Genomic DNA, 24,637 nt, shown 5'->3' with positions numbered 1-24,637 from the left:
GACACCATGGAAAACTTCAAGATCGAGGTCGATTCCGACGGCGTGGCCCTGGTCACCTTCGACGTGCCCGGCCGTTCGATGAACACCCTGACCGCTTCGGTCATCAAGGAAATCGGCGAACTGGTCGAGACCATCAAGTCGGACGCGGCCATCAAGGGCGCGGTGATCACCTCGGGCAAGACCACCGGCTTCTGCGCCGGCGCCGACCTGGGCGAACTGGGCGGGGCCGAGGGCGGCCCAAATGGCCTTGGGGGGGGCGGCGACCTGAAGGCGGCCTTCGACGCCGGCTTCGCGCTGAACAAGGCCTTCCGCGCCCTGGAGACCTGCGGCAAGCCGGTCGCCGCGGCGATCAACGGCCTGGCGATGGGCGGTGGCCTCGAGATGACGCTCGCCTGCCACTATCGCGTCGTGGCCGACAATCCGAAGATCCAGCTCGCTTTGCCGGAGGCCAAGGTCGGCCTGCTGCCCGGCGCCGGCGGCACCCAGCGCCTGCCGCGCCTGATGGGCGTGATGGCCGCCGCGCCGTACCTGCTGGAAGGCAAGTCGATGAAGCCGGCCGAGGCCCTGGGCTTCAAGGTCGTCCATGAGGTCGTCCCAGCCGGGACCGAGGTCGAGGCCGCCAAGACCTGGGTCAAGACCAAGGGCGACGCCGTCGCGCCGTGGGACAAGAAGGACTTCAAGCTGCCCGGCGGCGGTCCCTACACCCCGACCGGCAGCCAGGTCTTCATCATGGGCAACGCCATGCTGCGCAAGCAGACCTACGGCAACTATCCCGCCCAGCTGAACATCATGAAGGCGGTCTATGAGGGCCTGCAGGTGCCGTTCGACGCGGCTATCCGCATCGAGACCCGCTACTTCCTGAAAACGATGATGTCGCCCCAAGCCAAGGGCATGATCCGCACCCTGTTCCTGTCCCTGCAGGAGCTGGGCAAGGGTTCGGGCCGTCCGGCCGGCGTGCCGCACTACGACGTCAAGAAGGTCGCCGTCCTGGGGGCCGGCATGATGGGCGCGGGCATCGCTTACGTCCAGGCCATGGCCGGCATCGAGACCGTTCTGATCGACCAGTCGCAGGAAGCCGCCGACAAGGGCAAGGGCTATGCCGAGAGCCTGGTCAAGAAGGCCGTCTCGCGCGGCAAGCTGACCCAGGAGAAGGGTAACGCCATTCTCGCCTTGATCCACCCGACCGCCGACTACGATCAGGTCAAGGGCAGCGACCTCGTCATCGAGGCCGTGTTCGAGAACCGCGACGTCAAGGCCGAGGTGACCAAGAAGGCCGAGGCCCAGCTGGCCGAGACCGCCATCTTCGGCTCCAACACCTCGACCCTGCCGATCACCGGCCTGGCCAAGGCTTCGATCCGCCCGGCCTCGTTCATCGGCATCCACTTCTTCTCGCCGGTCGACAAGATGGGCCTGGTCGAGATCATCATGGGCGAACAGACCGGCCAGGAAGCCCTGGCCAAGTCGATCGACTACGTCCTGAAGATCAAGAAGACCCCAATCGTCGTCAACGACAGCCGCGGCTTCTACACGTCGCGTTGCTTCGGCACCTTCGTGCAGGAGGGCATGGAGCTGCTGGCCGACGGCTACGCCCCGGCCATCATCGACAATGTCGGCCGCGCCACCGGCATGCCGCGTGGTCCGCTGGAGATGCACGACGACGTCGCCCTAGACCTCTCCTACAAGATCGCCCAGCAGACCAAGAAGGACCTCGGCGACAAGTACGAGGAGCGCCCGTTCACCACGATCATCGAGAAGATGGTCGAGGGCGAGGGCCGCTATGGTCGCAAGAACGGCAAGGGCTTCTACGACTATCCGGAAAACGGCCCCAAGACGCTGTGGCCGGGCTTGGCCCAGCTGGCGCCGGTCAAGATCGCCGACGTCGATCAGGCCGGCATCCAAGAGATCCGCACGCGCTTGCTCTACCGCCAGGCCGTCGAAGCCGCCCGCTGCTTCGAGGAAGGCGTCATTGTCGATCCGCGCGAGGCCGATGTCGGCGCCATCCTGGGCTGGGGCTTCGCGCCCTGGACCGGCGGCCCGATCAGCCTGATCGACGGCCTCGGTGCGAAGGTCTTTGTCGAGACCTGCGATCGCCTGGCCCAGCAGTACGGCACGCGCTTCGCGCCGCCGGCCCTGCTGCGCGAGATGGCCGAGAAGGGCGAGACCTTCTATGGCCGCTTCGGCGTCAAGGAGAAGGCGGCGGCGTAAGCCCCGACTTCTCCGCCGAAACAAGGACAGGGCCTGGCGGCGACGCCGGGCCCTTTTCTCATCCGAGATGGCCACGCTTGCGCCGCATCCTCCGGCTACCGACAACTCGGCGCTGGGCGCCCCGGAGGCAGTATGAGTACGGCGATCGCCAGCGGAACTTGGCGACGGCCCCCAAGGCGCGATCTTGGGCGGGATCTGGCGATCCTGGCCCTGGCCACGACCGCCCACGTCGTGGTGCTGCTGGCCCTGGTCTCTGGAGCGCACTGGATGCCTCAACTGGCGGAGCCGCCGGTCATCGAGGCCGAGCTGCTGGATGCGCCTACGAAACGGGCCGCCGCGCCAGCGCCCGCTCCGGTCGCGAGCCCCCGAAATCTCCGTGCGCCGCCGACGTCATCGCCTCCCATCACCGTTCCGGCTTCGCCCGTCGCGAAGTCGAGCGGCCCACCGGCCATCGTCGCCCCGCCCGGCTTCACCGCGCGGAAACTGGTCGAAGAGAGCGACGCCACCCGCGAAAGCCTGCGCGGCAGCCTGGGCTGTCGGCACGAGAAGGTCGCGGCCCTGACCAAGGCCGAGAAGGCCGCCTGCGCCGAGGCCGACGGCCTGCGCTCGCGCACCGCCCCGATGTACGCCGCCATCGACCCGGACAAGAAGGCCGCCTTCGACGGCGACTGCGCCAAGGACGACGACTGGTGCCTCTATCGTGTCGGCAAGGGCCCCTATCCGGGCATCTTCGCCCTGGGCAAGAAGAAGAAGCGCAAGGGTTGGGACGACTAAGCGCGGGTTAGGACTTGCTCACGTCCATGCCCAGGGTCGGGCCGATGCCGTCGGGATGGTCGCCGAAATATTTGCCATCGGCATGCCGCCGCGCGACCGCCTCCAGGCGCTTGCGCAGACCCTCGTCGAGCTGAAGCGTCGGCCCGTCCTCCGGATCCTCGCTCTCGTCCAACGGAATCGAGGCGGCGATCACCTGCCGCAACCGCTCCGCGAATCGCGCGTCGGCGGCCGAGCCCGGCTCCGGCGGCGCGTCCAGGAAGCGCATCACTTCCTCAAGCGCCGTTTCGTCGTCGACCATGCCGCGCCTCCCGCTCTAGGCTTGGAGAACGGAAGGCCAGGGCGCCAGTTCCGAAAGGAAGGGCCCGCGCCGGAGCGCGGGCCGCCTGATTTAGGGATTGGCGGGCAGGTTGCCCGCGGAGACGCCATTCGGCAGGGACGTCGTCGGTCCGGAGAACGGCGTCGGATTGGTCCGCATGTCGTTGCCTGAGATGACGATGTCGTTGCCACTCCAGACCAGGCCGAAGACCTGGGTATTGGTCTCGTTCACACCTCGAACGTTGCTGATCTTCTGGCCCGAGCACGAGCTCAGATAGATGGCGTTCTTATAGTCGGTCGTGGCCGTGCCGGCGTTCGGGTTGTTCAGGCCGTTGTTCGAGACCTGACCACCGTCGACGTCGATGCGGATCACGTTGTCGGCCCAGATGCCGTTGCCGAGACAGCCATTCACATAGTTGGGCCGCACCAGCACGTTGCGGGCGTTGGCCACCTTGATGCCCGTCCCGATGGCCGGATTGTTGCTGACCGAATCGCCAGCATTGAAGCCGGTCTTGCGGTTCACCCCGCCGTTGACCATAACACCGGCCCGGTTCTTGTAGGCGCCGGAATAGCCCTGGCCCGCCAGCTCGACGAAGGTGGGCGCGATCACGTGGTTGTTGCCGAACTGACCACCGTAGATATCGATGCAGTTGCCGCCGTCCTCGCCGAAGAAGCCGCCGATCACGCGCACGCTGTAGAGCGACATGTTGCTGGGAACCTCGCCCTTCAGCCCGCCCAGAGTGTTGGCGAAGGTGGTCAGGTTGGTGTAGGTGCCGAGCGAGACGCCGCTGGAAATGCTGGTCCCGTTGGGCGCGGGCACATAGGCGTTGGAGTGGACGTAGAATCCGTAGCCCGACGCGAAGATCGAGCTGACGTTGTCCATCGACCACTGCATCGGCTTGGCGATTCTCGTATCGTATTCGAGCTCGAAGGCGCTCCCCTTCACGTGCAGCGAAGCGACGTCCTTCAGCAGGCCGCCGTTGGTGTTGCGACCATAGAACGACCGGTAGTGGTTGCTGAGCTGCATGCGGGCGATCGTCACGTTCTCGCTGGCGCCGGCGCATTGAATGCCGTCGCCCTTGGTTCCGGTGGCGTCACCGGCCTTGGTCCAAACACGGGTGATCGTGAAGTCCTGGAAGCCCACGTTCTCGGCGTCAGCGACGATCTGGAAGGCCGGCTTGGAAGGCGTGTCCATGATGACCTCGGTCGCCCCGCGACCGCTGCCGATCAGTTGCTTGTTCGTGCCGACCAAGATCGTGTCGTTGATGAAGTATTGGCGATCCAGGAGCTGGACGAGATTGTTGCTGGTCAGAGCCCGGCCGAACGCGGCGGTATCGTCCAGGTCACCGGCATGGATATAGCTGTCGACAGTTGCGACCATTGTAATGTCTCCGGTTTTTATCAAAACCGCCGAGGTCCAGGCACAAAAAAACCCCGGGGCGCGGGAGGCGCCTCGAGGTCGGTGGCCGAAGGACATACGATCGGCAGTGAAACCTTTTTAGCGAATGCCGTTCCGAACGTCAAGAACAAACAGGGAACACTGGCGATGTGGAAAATTAGCGATGGCCCACGCCATCGTCACCGGTGATTTGATCTTCAGGAAGGGAAGTGGTGCCGCCTAGGTGACTCGAACACCTGACCTACGCATTACGAATGCGTCGCTCTACCGGCTGAGCTAAGGCGGCCCACGGACGCTTCGGATCAGGACCCGGAGCGGAGGGAGCGCCTATTTAGCGGCGCGCGAGCCACTTGCCAAGCGCCGTCTTGCACCAGAATTGCGGCGCGGCGCCGGACCACCCTCGGGCGGGTCCGGAATCGGTGGCGCATCGAACACGCCCGGGTCGTCGGGAATGGGCATCATGGCCCCGCCGGTCTCGGCGGCTCTAATGAACGGCGTCGATTCCGCATAAGCCGAAGGCAGCTCCGGCAGGTCGTTCATCGTCCGCTCGCGGCGTTCGTGGCGCGGGTGGATCAGCTGGCCGGTCTCCGCGTAGCTGACGGCCAAGCGCGCCCAGTCCTCGCGTTGATAGGCGAAAGCGCGGCCCTCCGGGTCCAGATCCGTCCAGTCCGGCTCCTGTGGCGCATCCACGCCGCGCGCGATCCAGGCTCGAGCCTCGTCGCCTTCGCCATTGGCGGCGGCGACACGGGCCATCAAGCCGGCGAAGCGCGCCGTCGGGGCCTCCGCGTCGAGCAGACGAGCCGCGGCGCGGGCGGCGATCGGGTCGCCGCCGACCAGGGCGCTTTCGACCCGCAGCATGCGGCTCTCCCGGGCCTCCGGCTTCATGGCGGCCAAGGCGGCCAGACGTTGAGCGCGGGCTTTGGGCGTCTCGTTGGTCTTGAGGTCGCGATAGGCCAGCCAGAGGGCCGGATGCGGCTCGGCCTTCCAAGCGGCCTCGATCAGCTGGCCGGCCTTGGCGACCTTGCCGTCATCGGCCAGCAGGCGAGCAGCCATGACCACACCAGGGGCGAAGTCGGGCTTCAACTTCACGGACTGGGTCGCGAAGTCCAGCGCCTGAGTGCGGGCCTTGGGCTCCGAGGACTCCTCGAGACTCGCCGCCGAAGCGGCCAAAAGCGCCGCGCGGCTGCGCTCGGCCACGGCCGGCGAGACGATCTTGCGCTCCAGGGCGCCTTGAACGAGGTCCAGCGCCGCGGCCCAGTCGCCGACCTCCAACCTGGCCTCCAGCAAGGCGCTCCACGCCCAACGCGCGGTGCGCGCCAGGCCGTAGGCGGTCTCGGCATGGCGAACGGCGGCGGTCTTGTCGCCCTCGGCCTGGGCCGCATGCATCAGGCCGCGCAAGCCCGCCAGGCGCATCTCGGGGAAACCGAGCATGGCGTTATAGGCGCTCTTGGCCGCGCCACGGTCGCCGGCGGCTTCGGCGGCCTGGGCCGCGAGCACCCGGACCAGGGCCGGCGCGTCCTCGGCCAATTCCGCCGACTTCTGGGCCAGGCGACGAGCCTCGGACCCATCGCCCGCCGCGACTGCCAGAAAACCGCGCGAAAGAGCTTCTATCGCTTGCTTGCGCTTGGACTCGGCCCGGGCGCGAGCGGCGCGACGGGGCGCCTCGACGATCCAGATCACGCCGCGCCACAGCAGGGTGAACAGCAGGGCCGAGAACAGGGTCAGCAGCGCCGCCGTGGCGGCGGTCATCTCGATGCGCCAGCCCATCCACTCCAGCGCGGCGCGGCCTGGCTCGCCGGCCAGGGCCAGGACGCCGACCGCGACGGCGGCCACCAGGAACAGGGCGAAGGCGACGCGCGTCATGGGACGGTCCGAGGGGCGACCTGGGGAGCGGTCCGCGACACCCGCGACAGGTCCGCGAGAGCATCGGCGCGCACGGCCGCGACGTGGCGGTCGATCTCGATCCGCCGGTTGGCGGCGTTGATCCAGGGCGCCAGCACGTCGCGGGCCGGATCGGGAATGGCGTCCAGCGCCTGGACCGAGCCCTCGACATCGCCTTCGTCGAGCAGGTTCTGAGCCCGGGCCAGCATGGCGTCGGGGGTCGTCCCCTTGGTCGAGCCGACATGGCGGATCGAGACGATGCTGGAGAGGGCGTAGCGGATCCGCGAGAACAGGTCCGCGTCCGCGCCGGGATTGCGCGCGGCGCTGGCGGCGCGGCCAGCCAGGTTCCCGAACTGCACGGCGAGGCCGGCGCGGGTGGGAGCGCCGAGACGGGCCAAGGGCTCCAAGGCGCGCAGGTCGGGCGAGGAGGGCAGAACGCGCTCGAGGCCGGCCAGCTCTTCGCCGAACGGCCGCGAGGTTCCGGCGGCCTCGGCCAGGGTGGAGACGGCCAGAGCGGCCGCGGCGGCGTCCGCCACGCTCTTCTGGCTGGTCTCCAGAGCGGTGATTCGGTCGTCGAGGCGATCGACGTCGGCGGCGGGCGGAGCAAGAGCGGTCTGCCCGCTCTCGACCGGCAGGGCCGAGCCGGGGGTGACGCGATCGGCGATCGGGCGCGGGCTGGGCGTGACCGAGACCGCGCCGTCCGCGGATCGGTTCTTGGAAGGGAATATCGTCGGACCGAAACGGGCGATGCTGGCTCCCAGAGCCGCGCAGAGCACGCAGAGCACCAGCCAGATCCAGACGCTGGGACCCATGACCCGTCGACGGGCATAGAGCGCCGGATCGCTAGGCGCGACGATTTCAGCGGGATCGGGAGCGGCGTTCATGCGCCATTCGTGCCCCACGCCGCCGCGCTTCGCAACGTCGCGCTTAAGCTGAGAGCATATCCAAGAGCGCGGATTCGTCCGGACGCGGCGCGAAGGCCACGGACCCGAGTTCTTTCAAACCCACCAGCGGCGCGGCTACGGCTTCGGACAGGCACAAGGCGCGGAGGCCCGGGGCGGGCCGTTCGCGCAGGATCGTCGCCAACGCCCGAGCAGCGCGCGGCGAATGGAGAAGCGCCGTCAACGGACCGTCGAGATGGGCCAAGGTCCCCGCCGATGGCGCGCGCTCGGTTGTTTCATAGACGGCGACATCCCTAGCCATCACGCCATGGCCACGCAGCAGGCCGACAAGGTCGCCGGCTGGCTCCTTGGCGCCGGCCCAGACGACCAGGCCCGAGGCGGAACTCGCGATCAATCGGCCAAGGTCCTCGACGTCGCCATCGGCGCTGACGACCGATGCGAAACCCGCCGCCTCGGCGGCCTTGGCCGTCGCACGGCCGACCGCGAAGACCGGGAGGCCGCGCACATCCGACAGGCGAGCGAAGGCCTCGACACCGTTGAGGCTGGTGAAGGCCAGGGCGGCGACGTGGGAAAGGTCGAATTCAACGTCCAGCGCCTCGACCGTCAGCAGGGGATCGACCAGCGGCGTAAAGCCCAAGGCCGCCACCCGATCGGCGGTGGCCAGGGCGCCGGGCCGGGCGCGGGTGATCCAAACCGGCGCGCCCTCGCCCATCGCCTATTCCGGCAGCAGAAGGGCGTCGCCGCCCTCGGCGCGAACCTGGGCCCCCAGGTCCAAGCCCAAGGCGCGAGCCTCGGCGACATCGTCGGCGCCGGTGAGGGTGATTGCGCCATGGCGGCGGAAGCGCCGCGAACCATCGGGGGTCAGGGCTTCGACGATCATGGTCAGGCGCACGCCGTCCAGCACGGCGCGGGCGCCGATAGCGGTACGACACGAGCCTTCGAGGGCGTAGAGGGCGCCGCGCTCGGCGGCGACGGCGATTGTTGTCTCGCGGCAGCGGAGAGCGTCCAGCCAGGCGGCTTTGACGTCCTCGGCCCGGGTCTCGATGACCAGGGCTCCCTGACCGGGCGCGGGCGGGCAAGCATCGGGATCCAGCCAGCTCCTGGCGACGTGACCCAGACCGAGGCGGTTCAGGCCCGACTGGGCCAGCAGGATGGCGTCGGCTTCGCCGCGCTCCAGCTTGGCCAGCCGGGTGTCGACATTGCCACGCAGCATGACGATCTCGAGGTCGGGCCGCACGTGCAGGGCCTGGGCCTGGCGGCGCAGCGACGCGGTGCCCAGGCGCGCGCCCTTGGGCAGGTCTTCCAGCCGTTCGCAAACATGGCTGATGAAGGCGTCGCGCGGGTCCTCGCGCTCCGGCGTCGCGGCCAGGACCAGGCCCGGCGGCAGCTCGGCCGGCATGTCCTTCAGCGAATGGACGGCGCAGTCGATGCGACCGTCCAGCAGGGCCTCCTCGATCTCCTTGGTGAACAGGCCCTTGCCGCCGATCTCCATCAGGCGGCGGTCCTGGATGCGGTCGCCGGTGGTGACAATCGGGATCAGCGGGGCGGCGGCCTCGATTTCAGCCTTTGAAGCGCCCGCCGGGACGCCGAGCGCGGCGGCGATGCGAGCCTGCATCAGGCCTGATTGCGCCAGCGAGAGCTTGGAGCCGCGCGCGCCGATGCGGATGGGAGGTTGCCGGGACACGGTCGGAACGTTACCTGCGAGGACGAAATTTCATCTTCGCTGCTACAGGAGCGGCGGGAAGCCCGCAACCGAATGACCCTCCTTACGGATTCTGGCCCCGCGCCCGCCGGGCTCACCATGCTCGGCCTGGAGACCAGCTGCGACGAGACCGCGGCCTCGGTGGTGCGCCGGGCCGAGGACGGGACGGTCACGGTGCTCTCCTCGATCGTCGGGACCCAGTTCGAGCAGCACGCGCCGTTCGGCGGCGTGGTGCCCGAGATCGCCGCCCGCGCCCACGTGGAGTCGATCGATACGATCGTCGCCGAAGCCATGCGCGCGGCGGGCCTTGGCTTTGAAGACCTCGACGGTGTCGCGGCCACGGCGGGTCCCGGCCTGGTTGGCGGCGTGATGGTGGGCCTGGCGTTCGGCAAGGCCGTCTCGCTGGCGCGCGGCGTGCCGCTGGTCGCCGTCAACCATCTGGAAGGCCATGCGGTCTCGGCCCGCCTGGGCGCCGACATCGCCTATCCTTTCCTGTTGCTCCTGGTGTCCGGCGGCCACTGTCAGCTTCTAGAAGTGGCGGGCGTCGGGGCCTGCAAGCGCCTGGGCACCACGATCGACGACGCGGCCGGCGAGGCCTTCGACAAGATCGCCAAGAGCCTGGGCCTGCCCTATCCGGGGGGGCCTGCCCTGGAGAAGCTGGCGATCGGCGGCGATGCGACCCGCTACCCGCTGCCGCGCGCCCTGCTGGGCCGCAAGGATTGCGACTTCTCGTTCTCGGGTCTGAAGACCGCCGCCGCCCGGATCGCCGAGACGCTCACCACCGACGGCGAGCGCCGCGACTTGGCCGCTGGCGTCCAGGCCGCCATCGCTCGCCAGCTGTCGGAACGGGTGGACCGGGCGATGAAGCTCTACAAGGAAAGCCACACGGACCAGGACCTGCGCTTCGTCGTCGCCGGCGGCGTGGCCGCCAATGGCGCGGTGCGCGCGGCCTTGCTGGCCGACTGCGAGAAGAACGGTTTTGGGTTCGCCGCGCCGCCGCTGGCCTATTGCACCGACAACGCCGCCATGATCGCCCTGGCCGGGGCCGAGCGGCTCGCCCTGGGGATTTCGGACGACCTCGACGCCGTCGCCCGGCCACGTTGGCCGCTGGACGAAGCGGCGGCGCTGGCCAACCCCGCCAACGCATACGGCCGCAAGGGAGCCAAGGCATGAGCTACAAGCAAGCGGGTGTCATCGGCGCCGGGGCTTGGGGCACCGCCCTGGCCCAGGTCTGCGCGCGGGCCGGTCTCGACGTCACTCTACAGGCCCGCGAAGCCGAGGTCGTCGCCTCGGTCAACACCACGCACGAAAATGCTCTGTTCCTGCCCGGGATCGCCCTGGAGCCGGCGATCAAGGCGGTGTCCGACATGGCCGGCCTGGCCCAGTGCGACCTGATCCTCGCCGTCGCTCCCGCCCAACACCTGCGGTCGGCCCTGAAGGCTCTGGCGCCGCATCTCAAGCCCGGCGTCCCCGTGGTGCTCTGCGCCAAGGGCGTCGAGCAAGGCTCGCTGAAGCTGATGACCGAGGTGGCCGAAGAGACCATCCCCGGGGCGCCCGTCGCGGTGCTGTCGGGTCCGAGCTTCGCCGGCGAGGTGGCCCGCAGCCTGCCCACCGCCGTGACCCTGGCTTGCGAGGACGAGGCCCTGGGCCGCGCCATCGCCGAGGCCATCGCCACCCCGACCTTCCGCCCCTACATCGCCGGCGACCTGATCGGAGCCGAGGCCGGTGGCGCGGTGAAGAACGTCCTGGCCATCGCCTGCGGCATCGTCGAGGGCAAGGGCCTGGGCCGCAGCGCCCACGCCTCGGTGATCACCCGAGGCTTCGCCGAACTGACCCGCTTGGCCGTCGCCCTGGGAGGTAAGATCGAGACCGTCGCCGGCCTATGTGGCCTGGGGGACTTGGTGCTGACCTGCTCCAGCCCCCAATCGCGCAACATGAGCGTCGGCCTGGCCCTGGGCCAAGGCATGACCCTGCAGGAGGCCCTGGCCGGCAAGCTGTCGGTCGCCGAGGGCGTCGCTTCGGCCCCCGCCGTCCGCGCCCTGGCCCGCAAGCTGGGCGTCGAAGTCCCGATCTGCGAAGCCGTCGCCGGCATTCTGGCCGGCGAAATCGCCGTCGACGCCGCCATCGTCGGGCTGCTGTCGCGTCCCCTGAAATCCGAAGCTTAGAGAGAAGGACCCGCATGGCCCTCTTCGTCATCGTCTGCAAGGACAAGCCCGGCGCGCTCGAGACGCGTCTGGCGACCCGCCCGACACACTTGGACTATCTGAATGGATCCAAGCTGGTGAAGGCCGCCGGCCCTCTGCTGGACGACGCCGGCAGCCCGATCGGCTCGCTGCTGATCATCGAGGCCGAGGACAAGGCCGCCGTCCAGACCCTGCTCGACAACGATCCCTATACCGCCGCAGGCGTCTTCGAGAGCGCCGAGGTCCATCCGTGGCGCGTGGGCGTCGGCTCGCTCTGAGCCGTTGCGAACCGATCCCGACAATCCCGCTCGCCCCCGGGCCGGTACGGTGCTCTGCGCGCTGGACGAGATCCCCTCGCCTGGCTCGAAGGGCTTCCGCTGGCGCGAGGGCGACGCGATGTTCGCCGGCTTCGTGGTGCGCAGGGACGAGGTCGTGGTCGGCTATGTCGACAGCTGTCCGCACGCCGGCTGGCCCTTGGCGGGCTTCGCCGGCCGCTACCTCAGCCGCGAGAACGACCTGATCCTGTGCGCCGGTCACGCGGCCCTGTTCCGAATCGAGGACGGGGCTTGCGTCGCGGGCCCGTGTCCAGGCGACAAGCTCTTTGCCTGGCCGGTCGAGGTTCGCGGCGGCCAGATCGTCGTCGCGTGAGGATCTGACCCTTCCTTAAGACCTTTGGCCTAGCGTCCGCGCAACCGATTGTAGGAGCGGAACCATGGCCGACGGGACCGATGTGAATTTCGACGCCGAGACGGTGACGCACCGGGGCGGCCTGGCCAAGCTGCGCTCGCTGACCAAGGTCAATCCGCGCTTGGCCACGACCCTCGCCAAGACCATGCTGGGCGGCCAGCGCGACCACGCAGTGGTCGACGCCTTCAACGCCCACGCCGAACAGGCCGGCTTCGAGTTCACCTCGACCTGGGCCAGCAACAACATCCCGTTCGTGGCGCCGCTGTTGCGCGACTTCGCGGCCAAGCGTCCCGCGGGCGAAACGATCCGCTACATGGAGATCGGCGCTTATGAAGGCCGCAACCTGGCCTTCATGGACTGGCTGCTGCCCGAGCGCCTGGCGGTCACCGTGATCGATCCGTGGTTCGACGAAGCGCTGAATCCGGAAGAGAAGTACCACGCCGTCGAGCCGCGCTTCCGCCGCAACATGGCCAAGTGCGGGTTCAGGAGCCTGGACACGCACAAGGGCTTCTCGACCTACGTCCTGCCCCAGATGCTGGAGCGCGGCGAGCAGTTCGACCTGATCTATGTCGACGGCAGCCACACGGCCCTGGCCGTGCTGATCGACCTGTGCTTCTGCGCCAGCCTGCTCAGCGTCGGCGGCATGATGGTGTTGGATGATTATTGGCACGACATCAGCGAGATCGGCGGGCCGGGCGTGAAGCAGGCAGTCGACCAGTTCCACGCCGCCTTCGGCCGGTATTTCGAGATCGCGGCTGTCTATCGCCAGGTCGCCCTGGTCAAGACCGCCGAGATCCCGCGCTAGACCGTCCGCCGCCCACCACGCGACGTTTTGCCGCCAGCCCGAGACGCCTAGGGTTAAGACCCGTTAGAGAGCTCCCCTGGCATCTTCCTCCCGATTTTGCGGCGCGCCCGCGGGGAGAAGATCGACATGGCGTCCTTGGGTCAGAAGGTGATGGGTGCGGCCGCCGGCGCGGCGCTGCTGTGCGCGGCCACGGCCGGAACTGGCCTTTGGGTGGCCGTGAGTCTCGACTCGGCGCTCTCTCGCGCGGAGGTCTCGGCCAAGATCCTCCGCCTGCACATGCACGCCGATATGATGCACGACGCGCTCCGCGCCGACGTCATGGGCGCGATCATGTCCTCCGATCCGGCGCTCGGCGTCGATCTGAAAACGGTCCGCGCCGATCTGGCCGAACATACCCAGGCCTTCAAGGACGACGTCACCGCCAGTGGCAAGCTGGCCGAGGATCCTTCGGTCAAATCCGCCTTGGCGGAAGTGGAAGCTCCCCTGGCTACCTATATCGCGGCGGCTGAGGAGTTCGGTGCGATCGCCGACACCGACGCCGCGGGCGCCCGCGCCAAACTGCCGGGCTTCGCGCTCCAGTTCTCGGCGCTCGAAGACAAGATGGGCGCCGCGTCGACCAAGATCGAGACGGTGGCCACGCGGGACACCGACGCCGCCAAATCGCTGGGCTTCCTCGGCCAAGTGGTGATGGGCGCCTTGCTGCTGACCGCCGCGGCCTTCGCCGCCATCCTGATGGTCGCCGCCAAGCGTGGCCTGGTTTCGCCGCTAATCGAGATCACGCGCTGCCTGCGCCGCTTGTCGGACGGCGACCTTTCGGTCGTCCTGCCCAAGAAGCGCGGCGAGGACGAGATCGGCCAGATGACCGACGCCCTGCGGACCTTCCACGACACCGTCGAAGCGCGCCGCAAGGAATTGGAAGCCGCCGACGTGCGCGACACCCTGGAGGTCGAGCGCCGCGAGGCCGAAACGCGTCGTAGCGAGGCCGAAGCGACTCAGAAAGCCGTCGTCGAGAGCTTGGGCCTGGCGCTGAAGCATATGTCCGAGGGCGACCTCTCGCATCGCATCGCTCAATCCTTCCCGGCGGGCTACGAGAAGCTTCGCGTCGACTTCAACGCCGCGGTCGAGAAGCTGTCGGGCGTCATCGCCGCCTCGCTGAACGCCGTGAGCGCCATCCATGGCGGAGCCGCCGAGATCACCGAGGCCGCCGACGATCTGTCCGGCCGCACCGAGCGCCAGGCCGCCAGCCTGGAAGAGGCCGTCGCCGCCTTGGACGAGATCACCAGCACCGTGCGCCTGACGGCCGAAGGCGCCACTCGCGCTCGGAAGGTGGTCCAGCGGGCGCGCAGCGCCGCCGACGCCAGCGGCTCGATCGTCGATCAGGCCGTCGAGGCCATGGGCGCGATCGAGAAGTCCTCGGCCCAGATCGGCCAGATCATCGGCGTGATCGAGCCGGGGTCGAGGCGGCGCGGGCGGGTGAAGCCGGTCGCGGCTTCGCCGTCGTCGCCCAGGAAGTCCGGGCCCTGGCCCAGCGTTCAGCCGACGCCGCGCGGGAAATCAAGACCCTGATCAGCGCCAGCACGGCCGAGGTCGGACAGGGCGTGGAATATGTCGGCAAGGCCGGCGAGGCCCTTCGCGCCATCGCCGACGAGGTCGATCAGATCGACAACCTGGTCGGCGAGATGGCCGCCTCGACCCAGGAACAGGCCCGGGGTCTGGCCGAGGTCAACACGACCATGAACCAGATGGACCAGGTCACCCAGCGCAACGCCGCCATGGTCGAGGAGACCACCGCCGCCAGCCACGCCCTGGCCCAGGAAGCCACGCGCCTGGCCCAGCGGATGGGCGAGCTGCGGATCGGCGAACAGGCGGATCGGCGCCGGGCGGCCTAACGCTCGGCGACCCAATCCCCGGACTTGCCGCCGGTCTTCTCCAGAAGGCGCACGGCCTCGATGACCATGCCCTTCTCGGCCGCCTTGAGCATGTCGTAGATCGTCAGGCAGGTGACCGAAGCGGCGGTCAGGGCCTCCATCTCGACGCCCGTCGGACCCGTGGTCTTGACCCGCGCGGTCACGGCCAGCCCGCCTTCGGCCGGCTCGACCTCGACGACGACCTTCGACAGCGCCAGCGGATGGCACAGCGGGATCAGGTCGGAGGTCTTCTTGGCGGCCATGACGCCGGCCAACTCGGCCACGGCGCGAACGTCGCCCTTGCGGCCCGAGCCCGACACCGCCAGGGCCAAAGTTTCTGGGCTCATCCGCACGAAGCCGCTCGCCACCGCCTCGCGCGCCGTCGCCGGCTTGTCCGAGACGTCAACCATGCGAGCCCGACCCTCGCTGTCGATGTGGGTGAGCTTGCTCACTGCTCCAGAAGCCTCGGCATGAGCTCGACCATGTTGCAGGGCTTGTGGCGGCTGTCGAGCTGGGCGCTGATGACCTTGTCCCAGCCGTCCTTGACCGCCCCGTTGCTGCCCGGCAGGCAGAAGACGAAGACGCCGCCGATCAGTCCGGCCGTGGCCCGCGACTGCAAGGTCGAGAGGCCGACGGTGGCGTAGGACACCAGGTGGAAGATCACCGAGAAGCCGTCGATCTTCTTGTCGAACAGCGGCTCCAGCGCCTGGACCGTGACGTCGCGGCCGGTCAGGCCCGTGCCGCCCGTGCTGATGATCGCATCCACGGCCTTGCTGTCGATCCAGTCGCGGACCTGGGCGCGGATCTGTTCGATGTCGTCACGGATCACGGCCCGGCCGGCCAGGTCGTGGCCGGCTTCCTTGACCCGGTCGATCAGGATCTGGCCGGAGGTGTCCGTCGTCTCGTCGCGGGTGTCCGAGACCGTCAGGATCGCCACGCGCACTGGCTTGAAGGGAAGCTCCGGCTTGATCCCGCCGCCCGGTTTCAGCACTGCGTCGGACATCCCGTCTCTCCCCGTCAATCCCAGCGTTCGGCGTCGGTCCTATCGCGGTCCGTCGGTTCGATCCAGCGCGCCCCGCCCAGGCCGTGCTCCTTCTTCCAGAAGGGCGCTCGGCTCTTCAGGTAGTCCATCAGGAAATCGCAGGCCTCGAAGGCCTCGCGACGGTGGCCGGCGGCGGTCGCCACGAAGACAATCGCCTCACCGGGCGCGATACGGCCGACCCGATGGACAACCTGGACGTCATGCAGCTGAAACCGCGTGACGGCGCCCTGAACGATTTCGCCGATCGCGGCGTCGGTGAAGCCCGGATAGGCCTCCAGCTCCAGCGCGACCGCCTGGCCTTTCTCAGCCCGGGCCAGGCCCACGAACGTGGCCACCGCTCCGGTCTCCTCTCGGCCCACGCAGAAGGCGGTGACGAGCGCGCCCGGCTCGAACGGCTGGTCGGTCAGGGTGACGGTCATCCGCCGCTCATCGGCGGCAGGAAGGCGACCTCGGTGAACGGCGAGAGCGTAGCCTCGCCCCGGACGATGGCCTTGTCGACCGCGACCTGGACGCCCGGCGCCGCGAGCGCCTCGCCCAAGCCCGGATCGGCGGCCGCCAGCGCGCCGCGCAGACTGGAGAGGTCGAGAGCATCGACGACGCGATCTCGCCAGCCGGCCTGGTCGGCCAGGCGCCCGAACAGGAGGACCCGCGCCATGTCAGCCGCCGGTGGTCGACATGTGCCGCGACACGGCGGGGCGGGCGGCGGCGATCTGGAAGTCATGGCCCTGGGGCTTGGCTCCAATGGCCGCGAAGATCGCGTCCGTCAGCTGGGCGTTATCGGCGCCGCCGCGGATTACCGCCCGCAGGTCGCTGGCGTCATCCCGGCCCAGGCACGTATGCAGCGTCCCGGTGCAGGTCAGGCGCACTCGGTTGCAGGTGTCGCAGAAATTGTGGCTCAGCGGCGTGATGAAGCCGAGGCGCCCGCCCGTTTCGGTCACGCGGACATAGCGGGCCGGACCGCCGGTCGTGTGATGGATGTCTTCCAGCGTCCAGAACGAGGCCAGCTCGCGGCGGACATCCTTCAGCGACAGGAATTGGTCGGTGCGGTCCTGGTCGACCTCGCCGAGGGGCATGGTTTCGATCAGTGTCATGTCGCAGCCGCGCGCGTGCGCCCATTGGATCAGATCGGGCAGCTCGGCGGCGTTGTCGTTCTTCAGCGCCACGGCGTTGATCTTGACCGCGATATCCGCGTCCAGGGCGGCGTCGATCCCGGCGATCACCCGCGCCAGATCGCCACCGCGCGTCAGCGTCCGGAAGAGGTCGGGCTTCAGCGTGTCCAGCGAGACGTTGATCCGCCGCACCCCATGACGGGCCAGGTCGGCGGCGTAGCGCTCCAGCTGGGTGCCGTTGGTGGTCAGGGTCAGCTCGTCCAGCGCGCCCGAGCGCAGGTGCCGCGACAGGCTTCCCACCAGCTCCATGAACCCCTTGCGCACCAGCGGCTCGCCGCCGGTCAAGCGCAGCTTACGCACGCCCAGGCCGATGAAGGTCGAGGCCAGGCGGTCCAGTTCCTCCAGCGTCAGCACTTCGGCCTTCGGTAGGAAGGTCATGTGCTCGGACATGCAATAGAGGCAGCGCAGGTCGCAGCGGTCGGTCACCGAAACCCGCAGATAGGTCACCGCGCGACCGAAGCCGTCGATCAAAACCGGGCTCGGCGGGCGGGGCGCGCTGGTAACCGCTTGCGCGGGGCTGTCGTCATAGGGCGTCATGTCTGACGGTTAGAATAGGCGCTAGAACCCATGACGCAAAGCGATACGACGTCGCTGGAGGCGATCGTGCTGGCCGCCGGGCGCGGCGTCCGGTTCGGCGGCGGCAAGCTTGTCGCGCCATTCAACGGCGCGCCGCTGGTCGCCAGCGCCTTGCTGACGGCGTTTTTGGCTCCTGTCCGGCGGGTTTTCGTGGCGATCGGGCCCGATCCGGCCGTTCGCAAGGCGGTGGAGACGACGGCGACGCGGCTGGTCGCCTCCGAGCGCCTGGTCTTGGTTTCCGTCGAGCACCCCGAAGAGGGCGTCGGCGCCTCGTTGCGGACCGCCGTTCAAGCCCTGCCGGACGATGCGACGGGCGCATTCGTTTTCCTCGGCGACATGCCGGCGATCGACCCAGCAACGCCCAGGAGGCTGGCGCGGGCGTTGAGCGGCCCAGAAGGTGTCGTCGCCCCGACCTTCCTGGGTCGGCGCGGCCATCCCGTCCTGTTCGGCGTGGCCTGGTTCCCGGCCTTGAGCGCGCTGTCCGGAGACGAAGGCGCCCGCGCCCTCGTGGAGAGCGCGGGCGCCCGGCTGGCGCGGATCCCCGTCGAGGATCCGGGGATCCATCTCGATGTGGATCGACCCGAAGACCTCGCCCGCGCCATCGAAGGCCGCTGAAGGGCCGACATCTCTCCGGATGTCCGGCCACCGGCCTTCGCCCGACCTTTAGTGCAAGGGCCCTTCACCCCCGGTCACGATACGTTTGATCTCCGCGATCAGGCTGAGGGCGGTGGCGGAATCGCCACGCTCCTGTAGCGCCACCAGCTTCGGGATCAGGATCATCAGGATTCGACGATTGTCCTCGCCGACCGCCGCGAAGCCACGCCGGAATTCGGCGAGATCCTCCTCGTCCGCGATCGCATCGACATCAGGATCGAACAGCGCCCTCATTGGCCCGTCTCCGGGCGCGAACGGTCAGCCATGTCGCCACGAGCAAGACCACGAGCTGCAGAATGGTCACGACGTTGTAGGAGGCGGCTCGACTGTAGTTGTCTATGCCGGGGTCGACCGAGGCCACCAGCCGAATGGCGACACAAACGATCGTCAAGGCCGCGAGCACGGCGCCCCATAGCCGCCGCCACCGCATGGAAAGCCAGACGAAGATCAGCGCGGTGACTATGTCGACGAAGGTCACCGGAAGGTTCAGGCCATGCGCGTCCAAACGAACGATCATGGGCGTGAACGCCCAACTGACGATCATGACCGTAGCCGCGGATCGCAGTGGACGATCGCCTTTCCAGCACACCAGCCCGGTGACCGTCACAGCCAAGAGATAGACGATGTAGACAATCATCGGGATCGGTCAGCCAAGGTCTCGACGCACGCGATGACGCGTTCGCGCCAAAACGCGGATCAGGGGTGAACAGCGTCCTCATCGGCCCGTCTCCGGGCGCGGACGGTCAGCCAGATGGCCACGCAAAGGACCACCAGTTGCAGGTTGGCCACGATGTTGTTGGCCGCATAGTAATTGTATTTGTGAATGCCGCGATCCACCAAGCATATGATCGGCAGGATGACGCCGATGATCATCAAGGCCGCGAGTACGGCGCACCATAGCCGCCGCCACCGCAGCGAGATCCAAACGAAGATCACGGCGGCGCTCATGTCGATGATCGTCACCGGATAGTCCAGGCGGGTCTTGCCTTCCAGGCTGACCAGAGGCGTGAGTATCCAGCCGATGATCAGGACCAAGGCCGCCAACCGCAGTGGACGATCCCCCTTCCGAAGCGCCACGCCGCAGATCACCAAGGCGAACAGGTAGGCGATGAAGGGGATGAGCTCTTCGTATTGGAGCAGCGATTCCAAGCTTCGACCTCGATACGCATGCTGGCTCGCCGCCCAAGGCGTTGAGATTAGGCTCGAACAGCGTCCTCATCGGCCCGCCTCCGGGTGCGGGCAGTCAGCCAGATGGCCACGCAAAAGACCACCAGTTGCACCCATGCCACGAGGTCGTAGGCCGCGTAGTAATTGTATTTGTGAATGTTGCGATCCAATAGGCAGACGATCGGGATGATGACGCTGATGATCGTCAAGGCCGCGAATACAGCGCACCATAGCCGTCGCCACCGCATGGAAATCCAGATGAAGATCAGGGCGGTGTTCGTGTCGATGATCACCACGGGATAGTCCAGGCGAGCCCTGCCTCCCAGGCTGACCAGAGGCGTGAGCGTCCAGGCGATGATCACGACCAAGGCGGCTAACCGCAGTGGGCGGTCCCCCGTCCGAAGCGCCACGCCGCAGATCACCAAGGCGATCAGGTACGTGACGAAGGGCTGCAGCAATTCGAATAGGGTCAGTGATACCAAGCTTCGACCTCGATGCGCGGGCTGGCTCGCCGCCCAGGGCGCCAAGACTAGGATCGAACGGCGCCCTCATCGGCCCGTCTCCGGGCCCGAACGGTCAGCCCGATGGCCACCCAAAGGACCACCAGCTGCAGGCAGGTCACGACGTTGTTGGCCGCAAAGCGGGTGTATTTGTGAATCTGAGGATCCACCACGTATACGATTGGGATGATGACGATGACGATCGTCAAGGCCGCGAGCATGGCGCACCATAGCCGGCGCCACCGCATGGAAATCCAGACGAAGATCAGGGCGCAATTGGTATCGATGATCGTCACGGGATAGTTCAGGCGGACCTTGCCTCCCAGGCTGACCAGCGGCGTGATCGCCCAGCCGATGATCAGAACCAAGGCCGCCAACCGCAGCGGAAGATCCCCCTTCCGAAAGGCCACGCCGCATATCACCAAGGCGAACAGGTAACCGACGAAGGGAACCAGCAGTTCGTATTGGAGCAGTGATTCCAAGCCCAAACCTCGATGCGAGCAACGGCTTGCCTGGCGAATAGAACAGATTGCGCCCAGCGATCGCACGCCCTCTCGACGATGTAGCGCGCGGTCTTTCGATGCAAAGGAAATACGGCCGCAGGGCCGTCGCCCCGCGCGGCTTCCGCGCGGCGTCGGCGGCGCGGCTAGGCTCGAGCAGCGCCCTCATCGGCCCGTCTCCGGGCGCGAACGGTTAGCCAGATTCCCGCCAGCATGACCGCGAGCTGGAGAGCGGACACGATCGTATTGGCGAGCCAATGATTGTAGATGTGGATCCCGCGATCCACCTCCGCGACGAGCGGGATGACGACGACAATGATCGTCAAGGCGGCGAGCACGCCGCACCAGATCCGCCGCCACCGCATCGAAATCCATACGAAGATCAGCGCGACGTTCGTGTCGAGAATTGTCACGGGGTAGTCCAGGCCGTGCCTGTGCCCCTCGGTGATGAGCGGCGAGAGAGCCCAAGCAGCGATCAAGACCGCGGCCGCCAAGCGCAGGGGGCGATCCCCTTTCCAAAAGGCCAGGCAGCAGATCAGCGCGGCGGTGAGATAGCCGACGTAAGGAAATAATACCAAGCTTGAGCCCCGATGCGAGCCACGGCCAGCGTGGCGCGTACCCGCTAGCGGCGACCTTTCCCAACGAAGTAACGCACGATCTTTTCATGGCACAAGAAAACCCGTCGCGCGGCAGACGCCGCCCGTTGATGAAGTACTGAGAGGATACCGGTGGTCTGTCGGCGCTAGCCGGTCAGCGATGCGTGATGCGCTGGACCGCCATGATGAACTCGTGCACGCCGATCGCGATGGCCGCCAAGAGGACGGCGGTCAGCGCCGTGATGCCGAGCACGAGGCCCAGCCACTGAAGGTTGCTCAGCTCATGGCGCCAATCCCGCCGGCCCCTTGAGCGATCGTCAGAAACGCCGGCGCCGCCAGGATCCGTGACAAGGTCCTGGAGGACGGCTCGCCACTGGCTGGCGCCGTCCCCGAGGCCGACACCTTGTCGGACGCCCTGTCCCGCTCCAGGGTCTCGGCTAGCGACGTCGGGCCCTCCTCCGAACACCGGCCCGTCACGAAGAAGGCGGGTCTCGCTGGTCTGCCGAACGCCAGGTCCGTCGAGTGATGTTTGTTCATGGCCGCTCCCGATCTCCCGATCAGAAAGCGGCGGGTCCGGAAACGCTGCCAGATCGCTTGGTCGCTTACGGTAGTCATTACCGGGGTCGTCGCCCTCCCAGGCCACGAACGCCAAGGCCGCGTCGCGCCGGCTCATGCCCGACAGGCGACGACGCGCGCTGAGCACGTGCATCTCGACGGTCTTGGGCGAAAGGCCCAGGGCCCGGGCGATCTCCTTGGACTGGAGATGAGCCGCGATGAGCCGGAGGATCTCCCGCTCGCGAGGGGTGAGCTTTTCGAAAGCGGTACTGACGCGATCCACCATGTGCTCAAAATGATCGGCCGTGATGTTCCCGTCTAGCGAGCAGAACGGGTAATCTGAAACAATCAGGTTTCCGAGCGCACGAACGGCAGTCGTGTGGTCGGTGTCTTGTTCAGGGCGAACAGGGCGTTGGCCACCGCCGGACCGATCACCGGCGTGCCCGGTTCACCGACCCCGCTGGGCGGGTTGCCGGACGGCACGATGTTGGTCTCGACGGTCGGCGCCTCGTTGATCCGCAGCACGCGGTAGCGGTCGAAATTGCTCTGGTCGACCTTGCCGTCGGTCAGGGTGACCTCGCCGAACAGGACGCCCGAGAGGCCGTAGCAGGTGCCGCCTTCCATCTGGGCCGCGATCTGGTCGGGCGAGACGGCGACGCCGCAATCGACGGCGGTCACTACCCGGCCGACCCGAGGAACGCCGTCCTCCAGCTTGACCTCGGCGACCTGGGCCACGACCGAGCCGAAGCTCTCGTGCACGGCCACGCCGCGCGTCCAGCCCGCCGTCGCCGTGGGTCCGGCCTTTTCGACCGCCAGGTTCAGGGCGGCCAGGTGCCGATCGGCGCCGGCCTTGGTGTAGAGCGTCCGGCGATACTCGACCGGATCCTTGCCGGTCTTGGCGGCCAGCTGGTCGATCGTGTGCTCCATGACGAAGGCGGTGTGGGTCGCGCCCACCGAGCGCCACCACAGCACCGGCACCCCGACGTCCGGCAGCGCCACTTGGGCGTCGACGATCGGCGTGGCCTTCAGATAGGGCGAACCCGCCGTGCCCTCGATGGCCGTCTGGTCGGGACCCTTGCCGGCCGGCATGGGCGAACCCTTCATGATCGACTGGGTGACGACCCGGTGGCGCCAAGCGGCCGGGTAACCGTCCTTGTCCAGCTGGACCTTCACGGCGTGGACCACGATCGGCCGGAAATAGCCGGCCTGCGTGTCGTCCTCGCGGGTCCAGACCAGTTTGACGGGGCGGCCCTTGCCGATCTTCTTGGCGATGTGGACGCACTCGGCGACGTAGTCCGACTGGAAGTTGGCGCGGCGACCGAACGAGCCGCCGGCGAACAGCGTCTCGATCTCCACCGAGCCCGGCAGGCAGCCGACGATCTTGGCCGCCGCCAGCTGGTCCAGAGTCTGGCCCTGCGACCCGAAGGTCAGCTTGACCTTGTTACCGTCCACGGCCGCCACGCAGTTCATCGGCTCCATGGTGGCGTGGGCCAGATAGGGAAATTCGTAGGTGGTCTCGAACACCCGCTCACCCTTGGCCGAGGCCAGGGATGCGGTATCGCCGCGTTGATCGAAAGGCTCCCATTTGGCCGACGTGTCCTTGCCGGACGCGATGTCCTTGAAGGCTTGGGTGATCGCGGCCGAGCCGCGCTTCTCGGCCTTGTCCTCGTCCCATTCCAGCTTCAGCGCCTCACGACCCATGCGGGCGGCGAAGGTGTTCTGGGCGACGACGGCGACGCCGGTCGGAATCTCGAAGACATCGATGACGCCCGGGACCTTCTTGGCCTCGGCGGCGTCGACGCTCTTCACCTTGGCGCCGAACCGCGGGCCGTGGGCGACCACCGCCGTCAGCATGTCGGGCAGGCGGACGTCTTGGGTATAACGCGCCGTACCATCGCTCTTGGCCTGGGCGTCCTTGCGGCGAACCCGGTCGGTGCCGATCAGGGTGAAGGTCTTGGGATCCTTCAGCTTGACGTCGGTCGGGGGTGGGACCTTGGCGGCGTCGGCCAGCAATTCGCCGAAGCCGGCGGTCTTGCCGGACCTATGGGTCAGGACGCTGTCCTTGACCGTGATCTCGCCGACCGGGACGTTCCACTTGTTGGCGGCGGCCTGGACGAACATGGCGCGCGCTCCCGCGCCGGCCTTGCGCAGCTGCTCCCAGGAATTGGAGATCGCCGACGAGCCGCCGGTCAGTTGCGCGCCCATGACGCCATTGGCGTAGAGCTTGGCGTTGGCCGGCGCCTGCTCGACCATCACCTTGGTCCAGTCGGCGTCCAGTTCCTCGGCGACGATGGCCGCGAGGCCGGCGTGGTTGCCCTGGCCCATCTCCAGATGCTTGGAGATCACCGTGACCACGCCATCCGGCGCGATCTTGATGAAGGGCCCGAAGGCGCCGACCTCGACCTTGGAGCCCGCGCTCATGAGGTCCGCCGGCGAGCAGCCCACCAGCAGGGCGCCGCCGACCAGGGTCGAGGCGACGATGAGGTCGCGACGCGTCGGCGTCGCGCCGTTCGTCGGGGTGAAAGGCGCGTTCATCGGCCAGCTCCCCGGTGCGTCGCGCCGGAGCCGGCGACGATGGCCTCGTCGATGTCGGCGTGCGGTTCGCCGGTCGGCGGGCCAAGGGCGGCCGCATCCTTGATCGCGGCGCGAATGCGCTGATAAGCGCCGCAGCGGCAGATGTTCCCGGCCATGGCGTTGTCGATGTCCTCGTCGGACGGTGATTTCTTCTGCTCCAGCAGAGCCACCGCCGACATGATCTGGCCCGACTGGCAGTAGCCGCACTGGGGCACGTCGTGACGCACCCAGGCCTGCTGGACCGGGTGCTGGCCGCCCAGGCTCTCGATGGTGGTCACCTTGGCCGTCCCCACCGCCGCGATCGGCGTCACGCACGAGCGGATCGGCTGACCGTCGAGATGGACGGTGCAGGCCCCGCATTGGGCCATGCCACAGCCGAACTTCGTGCCGGTCATGCCCAGTTCGTCGCGCAGGACCCACAGCAGCGGGGTCTCCGGCGCGGCCTGGACGGCGACCGGCTTGCCATTGATGTCGAGCGTCACGGCCATGCGTTTTCGTCTCCCAACGAAAGCGGTGGCGGCGCAACAGGGCCGCCGATGGGCAA

28 protein-coding genes, 1 tRNA gene and 1 pseudogene are annotated in these 24,637 nt (G+C 67.9%); 9 read left to right on the top strand and 21 right to left on the bottom strand.

The features are described from left to right. Positions 1–6 precede the first annotated feature (6 nt). Positions 7–2,205 carry a 3-hydroxyacyl-CoA dehydrogenase NAD-binding domain-containing protein gene (locus ASC70_RS24070; protein WP_056055682.1) on the top strand — a complete coding sequence of 733 codons (2,199 nt, stop codon included), beginning with the start codon at positions 7–9 and terminating at the stop codon, positions 2,203–2,205. 132 nt (positions 2,206–2,337) lie between these two features. Then, positions 2,338–2,979: a hypothetical protein gene (locus ASC70_RS24065; RefSeq protein WP_056055679.1), complete on the top strand. Its 642-nt coding sequence runs from the start codon at positions 2,338–2,340 to the stop codon at positions 2,977–2,979. Positions 2,980–2,986: 7 nt separating this feature from the next. Here ASC70_RS24065 and ASC70_RS24060 read toward each other — a convergent pair whose 3' ends face one another. The 7 genes from ASC70_RS24060 to hemC all read right to left on the bottom strand — a co-directional run bounded on the left by ASC70_RS24060 (position 2,987) and on the right by hemC (position 9,160). Beyond that, the gene (locus ASC70_RS24060) at positions 2,987–3,277 is read right to left on the bottom strand and encodes a hypothetical protein (protein WP_056055676.1); all 291 of its coding nucleotides are present in this window, start codon (positions 3,275–3,277) and stop codon (positions 2,987–2,989) included. Positions 3,278–3,367: 90 nt separating this feature from the next. Beyond that, positions 3,368–4,675 (bottom strand): hypothetical protein, encoded by a 1,308-nt coding sequence (locus tag ASC70_RS24055; RefSeq protein WP_056055673.1) that lies wholly within the window; start codon positions 4,673–4,675, stop codon positions 3,368–3,370. Between the two features lie 228 nt (positions 4,676–4,903). Then, positions 4,904–4,979: transfer RNA gene (locus ASC70_RS24050), tRNA-Thr, on the bottom strand. 41 nt (positions 4,980–5,020) lie between these two features. Continuing rightward, entirely contained in the window at positions 5,021–6,556 is a 1,536-nt protein-coding gene (locus ASC70_RS24045) for a heme biosynthesis protein HemY (RefSeq protein WP_056055670.1), read from the bottom strand. Beyond that, positions 6,553–7,458 (bottom strand): COG4223 family protein, encoded by a 906-nt coding sequence (locus ASC70_RS24040; protein WP_082539534.1) that lies wholly within the window; start codon positions 7,456–7,458, stop codon positions 6,553–6,555. Before ASC70_RS24040 ends, ASC70_RS24045 begins: the two co-directional genes overlap by 4 nt. Positions 7,459–7,501: 43 nt before the next feature. After that, positions 7,502–8,188, bottom strand: a complete 687-nt coding sequence (locus tag ASC70_RS24035; RefSeq protein WP_056055663.1) for a uroporphyrinogen-III synthase — start codon at positions 8,186–8,188, stop codon at positions 7,502–7,504. Between the two features lie 3 nt (positions 8,189–8,191). Continuing rightward, on the bottom strand, positions 8,192–9,160 hold the full coding sequence (gene hemC / locus ASC70_RS24030) for a hydroxymethylbilane synthase (RefSeq protein WP_056055660.1): 969 nt from the start codon (positions 9,158–9,160) through the stop codon (positions 8,192–8,194). A gap of 72 nt (positions 9,161–9,232) precedes the next feature. Between hemC and tsaD the strand changes: the two genes are divergently transcribed. The 6 genes and pseudogenes from tsaD (at position 9,233) to ASC70_RS24000 (ending at position 14,742) form a co-directional block, all read left to right on the top strand. Then, positions 9,233–10,351 (top strand): tRNA (adenosine(37)-N6)-threonylcarbamoyltransferase complex transferase subunit TsaD, encoded by a 1,119-nt coding sequence (tsaD, locus tag ASC70_RS24025; protein ID WP_056055656.1) that lies wholly within the window; start codon positions 9,233–9,235, stop codon positions 10,349–10,351. Next, positions 10,348–11,343, top strand: coding sequence for an NAD(P)H-dependent glycerol-3-phosphate dehydrogenase (locus ASC70_RS24020; protein WP_056055652.1), 996 nt, complete (start codon positions 10,348–10,350; stop codon positions 11,341–11,343). Before tsaD ends, ASC70_RS24020 begins: the two co-directional genes overlap by 4 nt. Positions 11,344–11,357: 14 nt before the next feature. Continuing rightward, the gene (locus ASC70_RS24015; protein ID WP_056055649.1) at positions 11,358–11,639 is read left to right on the top strand and encodes a YciI family protein; all 282 of its coding nucleotides are present in this window, start codon (positions 11,358–11,360) and stop codon (positions 11,637–11,639) included. A gap of 4 nt (positions 11,640–11,643) precedes the next feature. Then, complete coding sequence (locus ASC70_RS24010) at positions 11,644–12,009, top strand: Rieske (2Fe-2S) protein (protein WP_056055645.1); 366 nt, start codon at positions 11,644–11,646, stop codon at positions 12,007–12,009. Positions 12,010–12,073: 64 nt separating this feature from the next. Continuing rightward, the gene (locus tag ASC70_RS24005; protein ID WP_047413734.1) at positions 12,074–12,853 is read left to right on the top strand and encodes a class I SAM-dependent methyltransferase; all 780 of its coding nucleotides are present in this window, start codon (positions 12,074–12,076) and stop codon (positions 12,851–12,853) included. A 126-nt stretch (positions 12,854–12,979) separates the two neighbouring features. Next, positions 12,980–14,742, top strand: a pseudogene (locus ASC70_RS24000) (methyl-accepting chemotaxis protein). On the opposite strand, the gene moaC reads toward ASC70_RS24000, so the two are convergent. From moaC to moaA, 5 genes are read right to left on the bottom strand one after another with little or no spacing between them, the layout of a single operon-like run. Next, on the bottom strand, positions 14,739–15,212 hold the full coding sequence (moaC, locus tag ASC70_RS23995) for a cyclic pyranopterin monophosphate synthase MoaC (protein WP_056055642.1): 474 nt from the start codon (positions 15,210–15,212) through the stop codon (positions 14,739–14,741). The pseudogene ASC70_RS24000 and the gene moaC overlap by 4 nt on opposite strands. Beyond that, positions 15,209–15,763, bottom strand: a complete 555-nt coding sequence (moaB, locus tag ASC70_RS23990; protein WP_056055639.1) for a molybdenum cofactor biosynthesis protein B — start codon at positions 15,761–15,763, stop codon at positions 15,209–15,211. Before moaB ends, moaC begins: the two co-directional genes overlap by 4 nt. Positions 15,764–15,777: 14 nt before the next feature. Further along, complete coding sequence (locus ASC70_RS23985; protein WP_056055636.1) at positions 15,778–16,221, bottom strand: molybdenum cofactor biosynthesis protein MoaE; 444 nt, start codon at positions 16,219–16,221, stop codon at positions 15,778–15,780. Beyond that, positions 16,218–16,457: a MoaD/ThiS family protein gene (locus ASC70_RS23980; RefSeq protein ID WP_056055633.1), complete on the bottom strand. Its 240-nt coding sequence runs from the start codon at positions 16,455–16,457 to the stop codon at positions 16,218–16,220. The genes ASC70_RS23985 and ASC70_RS23980 overlap by 4 nt, the downstream gene beginning before the upstream one ends. Position 16,458: 1 nt before the next feature. After that, positions 16,459–17,508 carry a GTP 3',8-cyclase MoaA gene (gene moaA / locus ASC70_RS23975; protein WP_056055630.1) on the bottom strand — a complete coding sequence of 350 codons (1,050 nt, stop codon included), beginning with the start codon at positions 17,506–17,508 and terminating at the stop codon, positions 16,459–16,461. Positions 17,509–17,538: 30 nt separating this feature from the next. On the opposite strand from moaA, the gene ASC70_RS23970 reads away from it, so the two are divergent. Continuing rightward, positions 17,539–18,162, top strand: coding sequence for an NTP transferase domain-containing protein (locus ASC70_RS23970; RefSeq protein ID WP_056055627.1), 624 nt, complete (start codon positions 17,539–17,541; stop codon positions 18,160–18,162). Between the two features lie 48 nt (positions 18,163–18,210). Here ASC70_RS23970 and ASC70_RS23965 read toward each other — a convergent pair whose 3' ends face one another. From ASC70_RS23965 to ASC70_RS23925, 9 genes are all read right to left on the bottom strand, one after another. Next, entirely contained in the window at positions 18,211–18,435 is a 225-nt protein-coding gene (locus ASC70_RS23965; protein ID WP_047413742.1) for a hypothetical protein, read from the bottom strand. Continuing rightward, positions 18,413–18,838 (bottom strand): hypothetical protein, encoded by a 426-nt coding sequence (locus tag ASC70_RS23960; protein ID WP_056055624.1) that lies wholly within the window; start codon positions 18,836–18,838, stop codon positions 18,413–18,415. Before ASC70_RS23960 ends, ASC70_RS23965 begins: the two co-directional genes overlap by 23 nt. Before the next feature lie 59 nt (positions 18,839–18,897). Continuing rightward, positions 18,898–19,350 (bottom strand): hypothetical protein, encoded by a 453-nt coding sequence (locus ASC70_RS23955; protein WP_056055620.1) that lies wholly within the window; start codon positions 19,348–19,350, stop codon positions 18,898–18,900. Positions 19,351–19,397: 47 nt separating this feature from the next. Next, a complete protein-coding gene (locus tag ASC70_RS23950; RefSeq protein ID WP_056055617.1) occupies positions 19,398–19,850 on the bottom strand; it encodes a hypothetical protein in 453 nt (150 codons plus the stop codon). A 47-nt stretch (positions 19,851–19,897) separates the two neighbouring features. Continuing rightward, positions 19,898–20,350, bottom strand: a complete 453-nt coding sequence (locus ASC70_RS23945) for a hypothetical protein (protein ID WP_056055614.1) — start codon at positions 20,348–20,350, stop codon at positions 19,898–19,900. A gap of 164 nt (positions 20,351–20,514) precedes the next feature. Beyond that, a complete protein-coding gene (locus ASC70_RS23940; protein WP_156396302.1) occupies positions 20,515–20,946 on the bottom strand; it encodes a hypothetical protein in 432 nt (143 codons plus the stop codon). Positions 20,947–21,118: 172 nt separating this feature from the next. Then, positions 21,119–21,805 carry a helix-turn-helix transcriptional regulator gene (locus ASC70_RS23935; protein WP_056055610.1) on the bottom strand — a complete coding sequence of 229 codons (687 nt, stop codon included), beginning with the start codon at positions 21,803–21,805 and terminating at the stop codon, positions 21,119–21,121. 62 nt (positions 21,806–21,867) lie between these two features. Continuing rightward, positions 21,868–24,054 (bottom strand): xanthine dehydrogenase family protein molybdopterin-binding subunit, encoded by a 2,187-nt coding sequence (locus tag ASC70_RS23930; RefSeq protein WP_056055607.1) that lies wholly within the window; start codon positions 24,052–24,054, stop codon positions 21,868–21,870. Beyond that, the gene (locus tag ASC70_RS23925) at positions 24,051–24,581 is read right to left on the bottom strand and encodes a (2Fe-2S)-binding protein (protein ID WP_056055604.1); all 531 of its coding nucleotides are present in this window, start codon (positions 24,579–24,581) and stop codon (positions 24,051–24,053) included. Before ASC70_RS23925 ends, ASC70_RS23930 begins: the two co-directional genes overlap by 4 nt. Positions 24,582–24,637: the final 56 nt, after the last annotated feature.

Source organism: Caulobacter sp. Root343, assembly GCF_001425745.1.
Lineage (GTDB): Bacteria > Pseudomonadota > Alphaproteobacteria > Caulobacterales > Caulobacteraceae > Caulobacter.
This window is presented reverse-complemented; position numbering and strand designations above follow the sequence as displayed.

Coding starts and splice junctions, on each gene's coding strand:
- ASC70_RS24045 (WP_056055670.1), bottom strand. CDS start 6,556: ATGACGCGCGTCGCCTTCGCCCTGTTCCTGGTGGCCGCCGTCGCGGTC.
- ASC70_RS24040 (WP_082539534.1), bottom strand. CDS start 7,458: ATGAACGCCGCTCCCGATCCCGCTGAAATCGTCGCGCCTAGCGATCCG.
- ASC70_RS24015 (WP_056055649.1), top strand. CDS start 11,358: ATGGCCCTCTTCGTCATCGTCTGCAAGGACAAGCCCGGCGCGCTCGAG.
- ASC70_RS24055 (WP_056055673.1), bottom strand. CDS start 4,675: ATGGTCGCAACTGTCGACAGCTATATCCATGCCGGTGACCTGGACGAT.
- ASC70_RS24070 (WP_056055682.1), top strand. CDS start 7: ATGGAAAACTTCAAGATCGAGGTCGATTCCGACGGCGTGGCCCTGGTC.
- ASC70_RS23935 (WP_056055610.1), bottom strand. CDS start 21,805: ATGGTGGATCGCGTCAGTACCGCTTTCGAAAAGCTCACCCCTCGCGAG.
- ASC70_RS24020 (WP_056055652.1), top strand. CDS start 10,348: ATGAGCTACAAGCAAGCGGGTGTCATCGGCGCCGGGGCTTGGGGCACC.
- moaA (WP_056055630.1), bottom strand. CDS start 17,508: ATGACGCCCTATGACGACAGCCCCGCGCAAGCGGTTACCAGCGCGCCC.
- ASC70_RS24065 (WP_056055679.1), top strand. CDS start 2,338: ATGAGTACGGCGATCGCCAGCGGAACTTGGCGACGGCCCCCAAGGCGC.
- ASC70_RS24060 (WP_056055676.1), bottom strand. CDS start 3,277: ATGGTCGACGACGAAACGGCGCTTGAGGAAGTGATGCGCTTCCTGGAC.
- ASC70_RS23965 (WP_047413742.1), bottom strand. CDS start 18,435: ATGAGGGCGCTGTTCGATCCTGATGTCGATGCGATCGCGGACGAGGAG.
- ASC70_RS24035 (WP_056055663.1), bottom strand. CDS start 8,188: ATGGGCGAGGGCGCGCCGGTTTGGATCACCCGCGCCCGGCCCGGCGCC.
- ASC70_RS24005 (WP_047413734.1), top strand. CDS start 12,074: ATGGCCGACGGGACCGATGTGAATTTCGACGCCGAGACGGTGACGCAC.
- tsaD (WP_056055656.1), top strand. CDS start 9,233: ATGACCCTCCTTACGGATTCTGGCCCCGCGCCCGCCGGGCTCACCATG.
- ASC70_RS23960 (WP_056055624.1), bottom strand. CDS start 18,838: ATGATTGTCTACATCGTCTATCTCTTGGCTGTGACGGTCACCGGGCTG.
- moaB (WP_056055639.1), bottom strand. CDS start 15,763: ATGTCCGACGCAGTGCTGAAACCGGGCGGCGGGATCAAGCCGGAGCTT.
- ASC70_RS23980 (WP_056055633.1), bottom strand. CDS start 16,457: ATGGCGCGGGTCCTCCTGTTCGGGCGCCTGGCCGACCAGGCCGGCTGG.
- ASC70_RS23970 (WP_056055627.1), top strand. CDS start 17,539: ATGACGCAAAGCGATACGACGTCGCTGGAGGCGATCGTGCTGGCCGCC.
- ASC70_RS23985 (WP_056055636.1), bottom strand. CDS start 16,221: ATGACCGTCACCCTGACCGACCAGCCGTTCGAGCCGGGCGCGCTCGTC.
- ASC70_RS23930 (WP_056055607.1), bottom strand. CDS start 24,054: ATGAACGCGCCTTTCACCCCGACGAACGGCGCGACGCCGACGCGTCGC.
- ASC70_RS23925 (WP_056055604.1), bottom strand. CDS start 24,581: ATGGCCGTGACGCTCGACATCAATGGCAAGCCGGTCGCCGTCCAGGCC.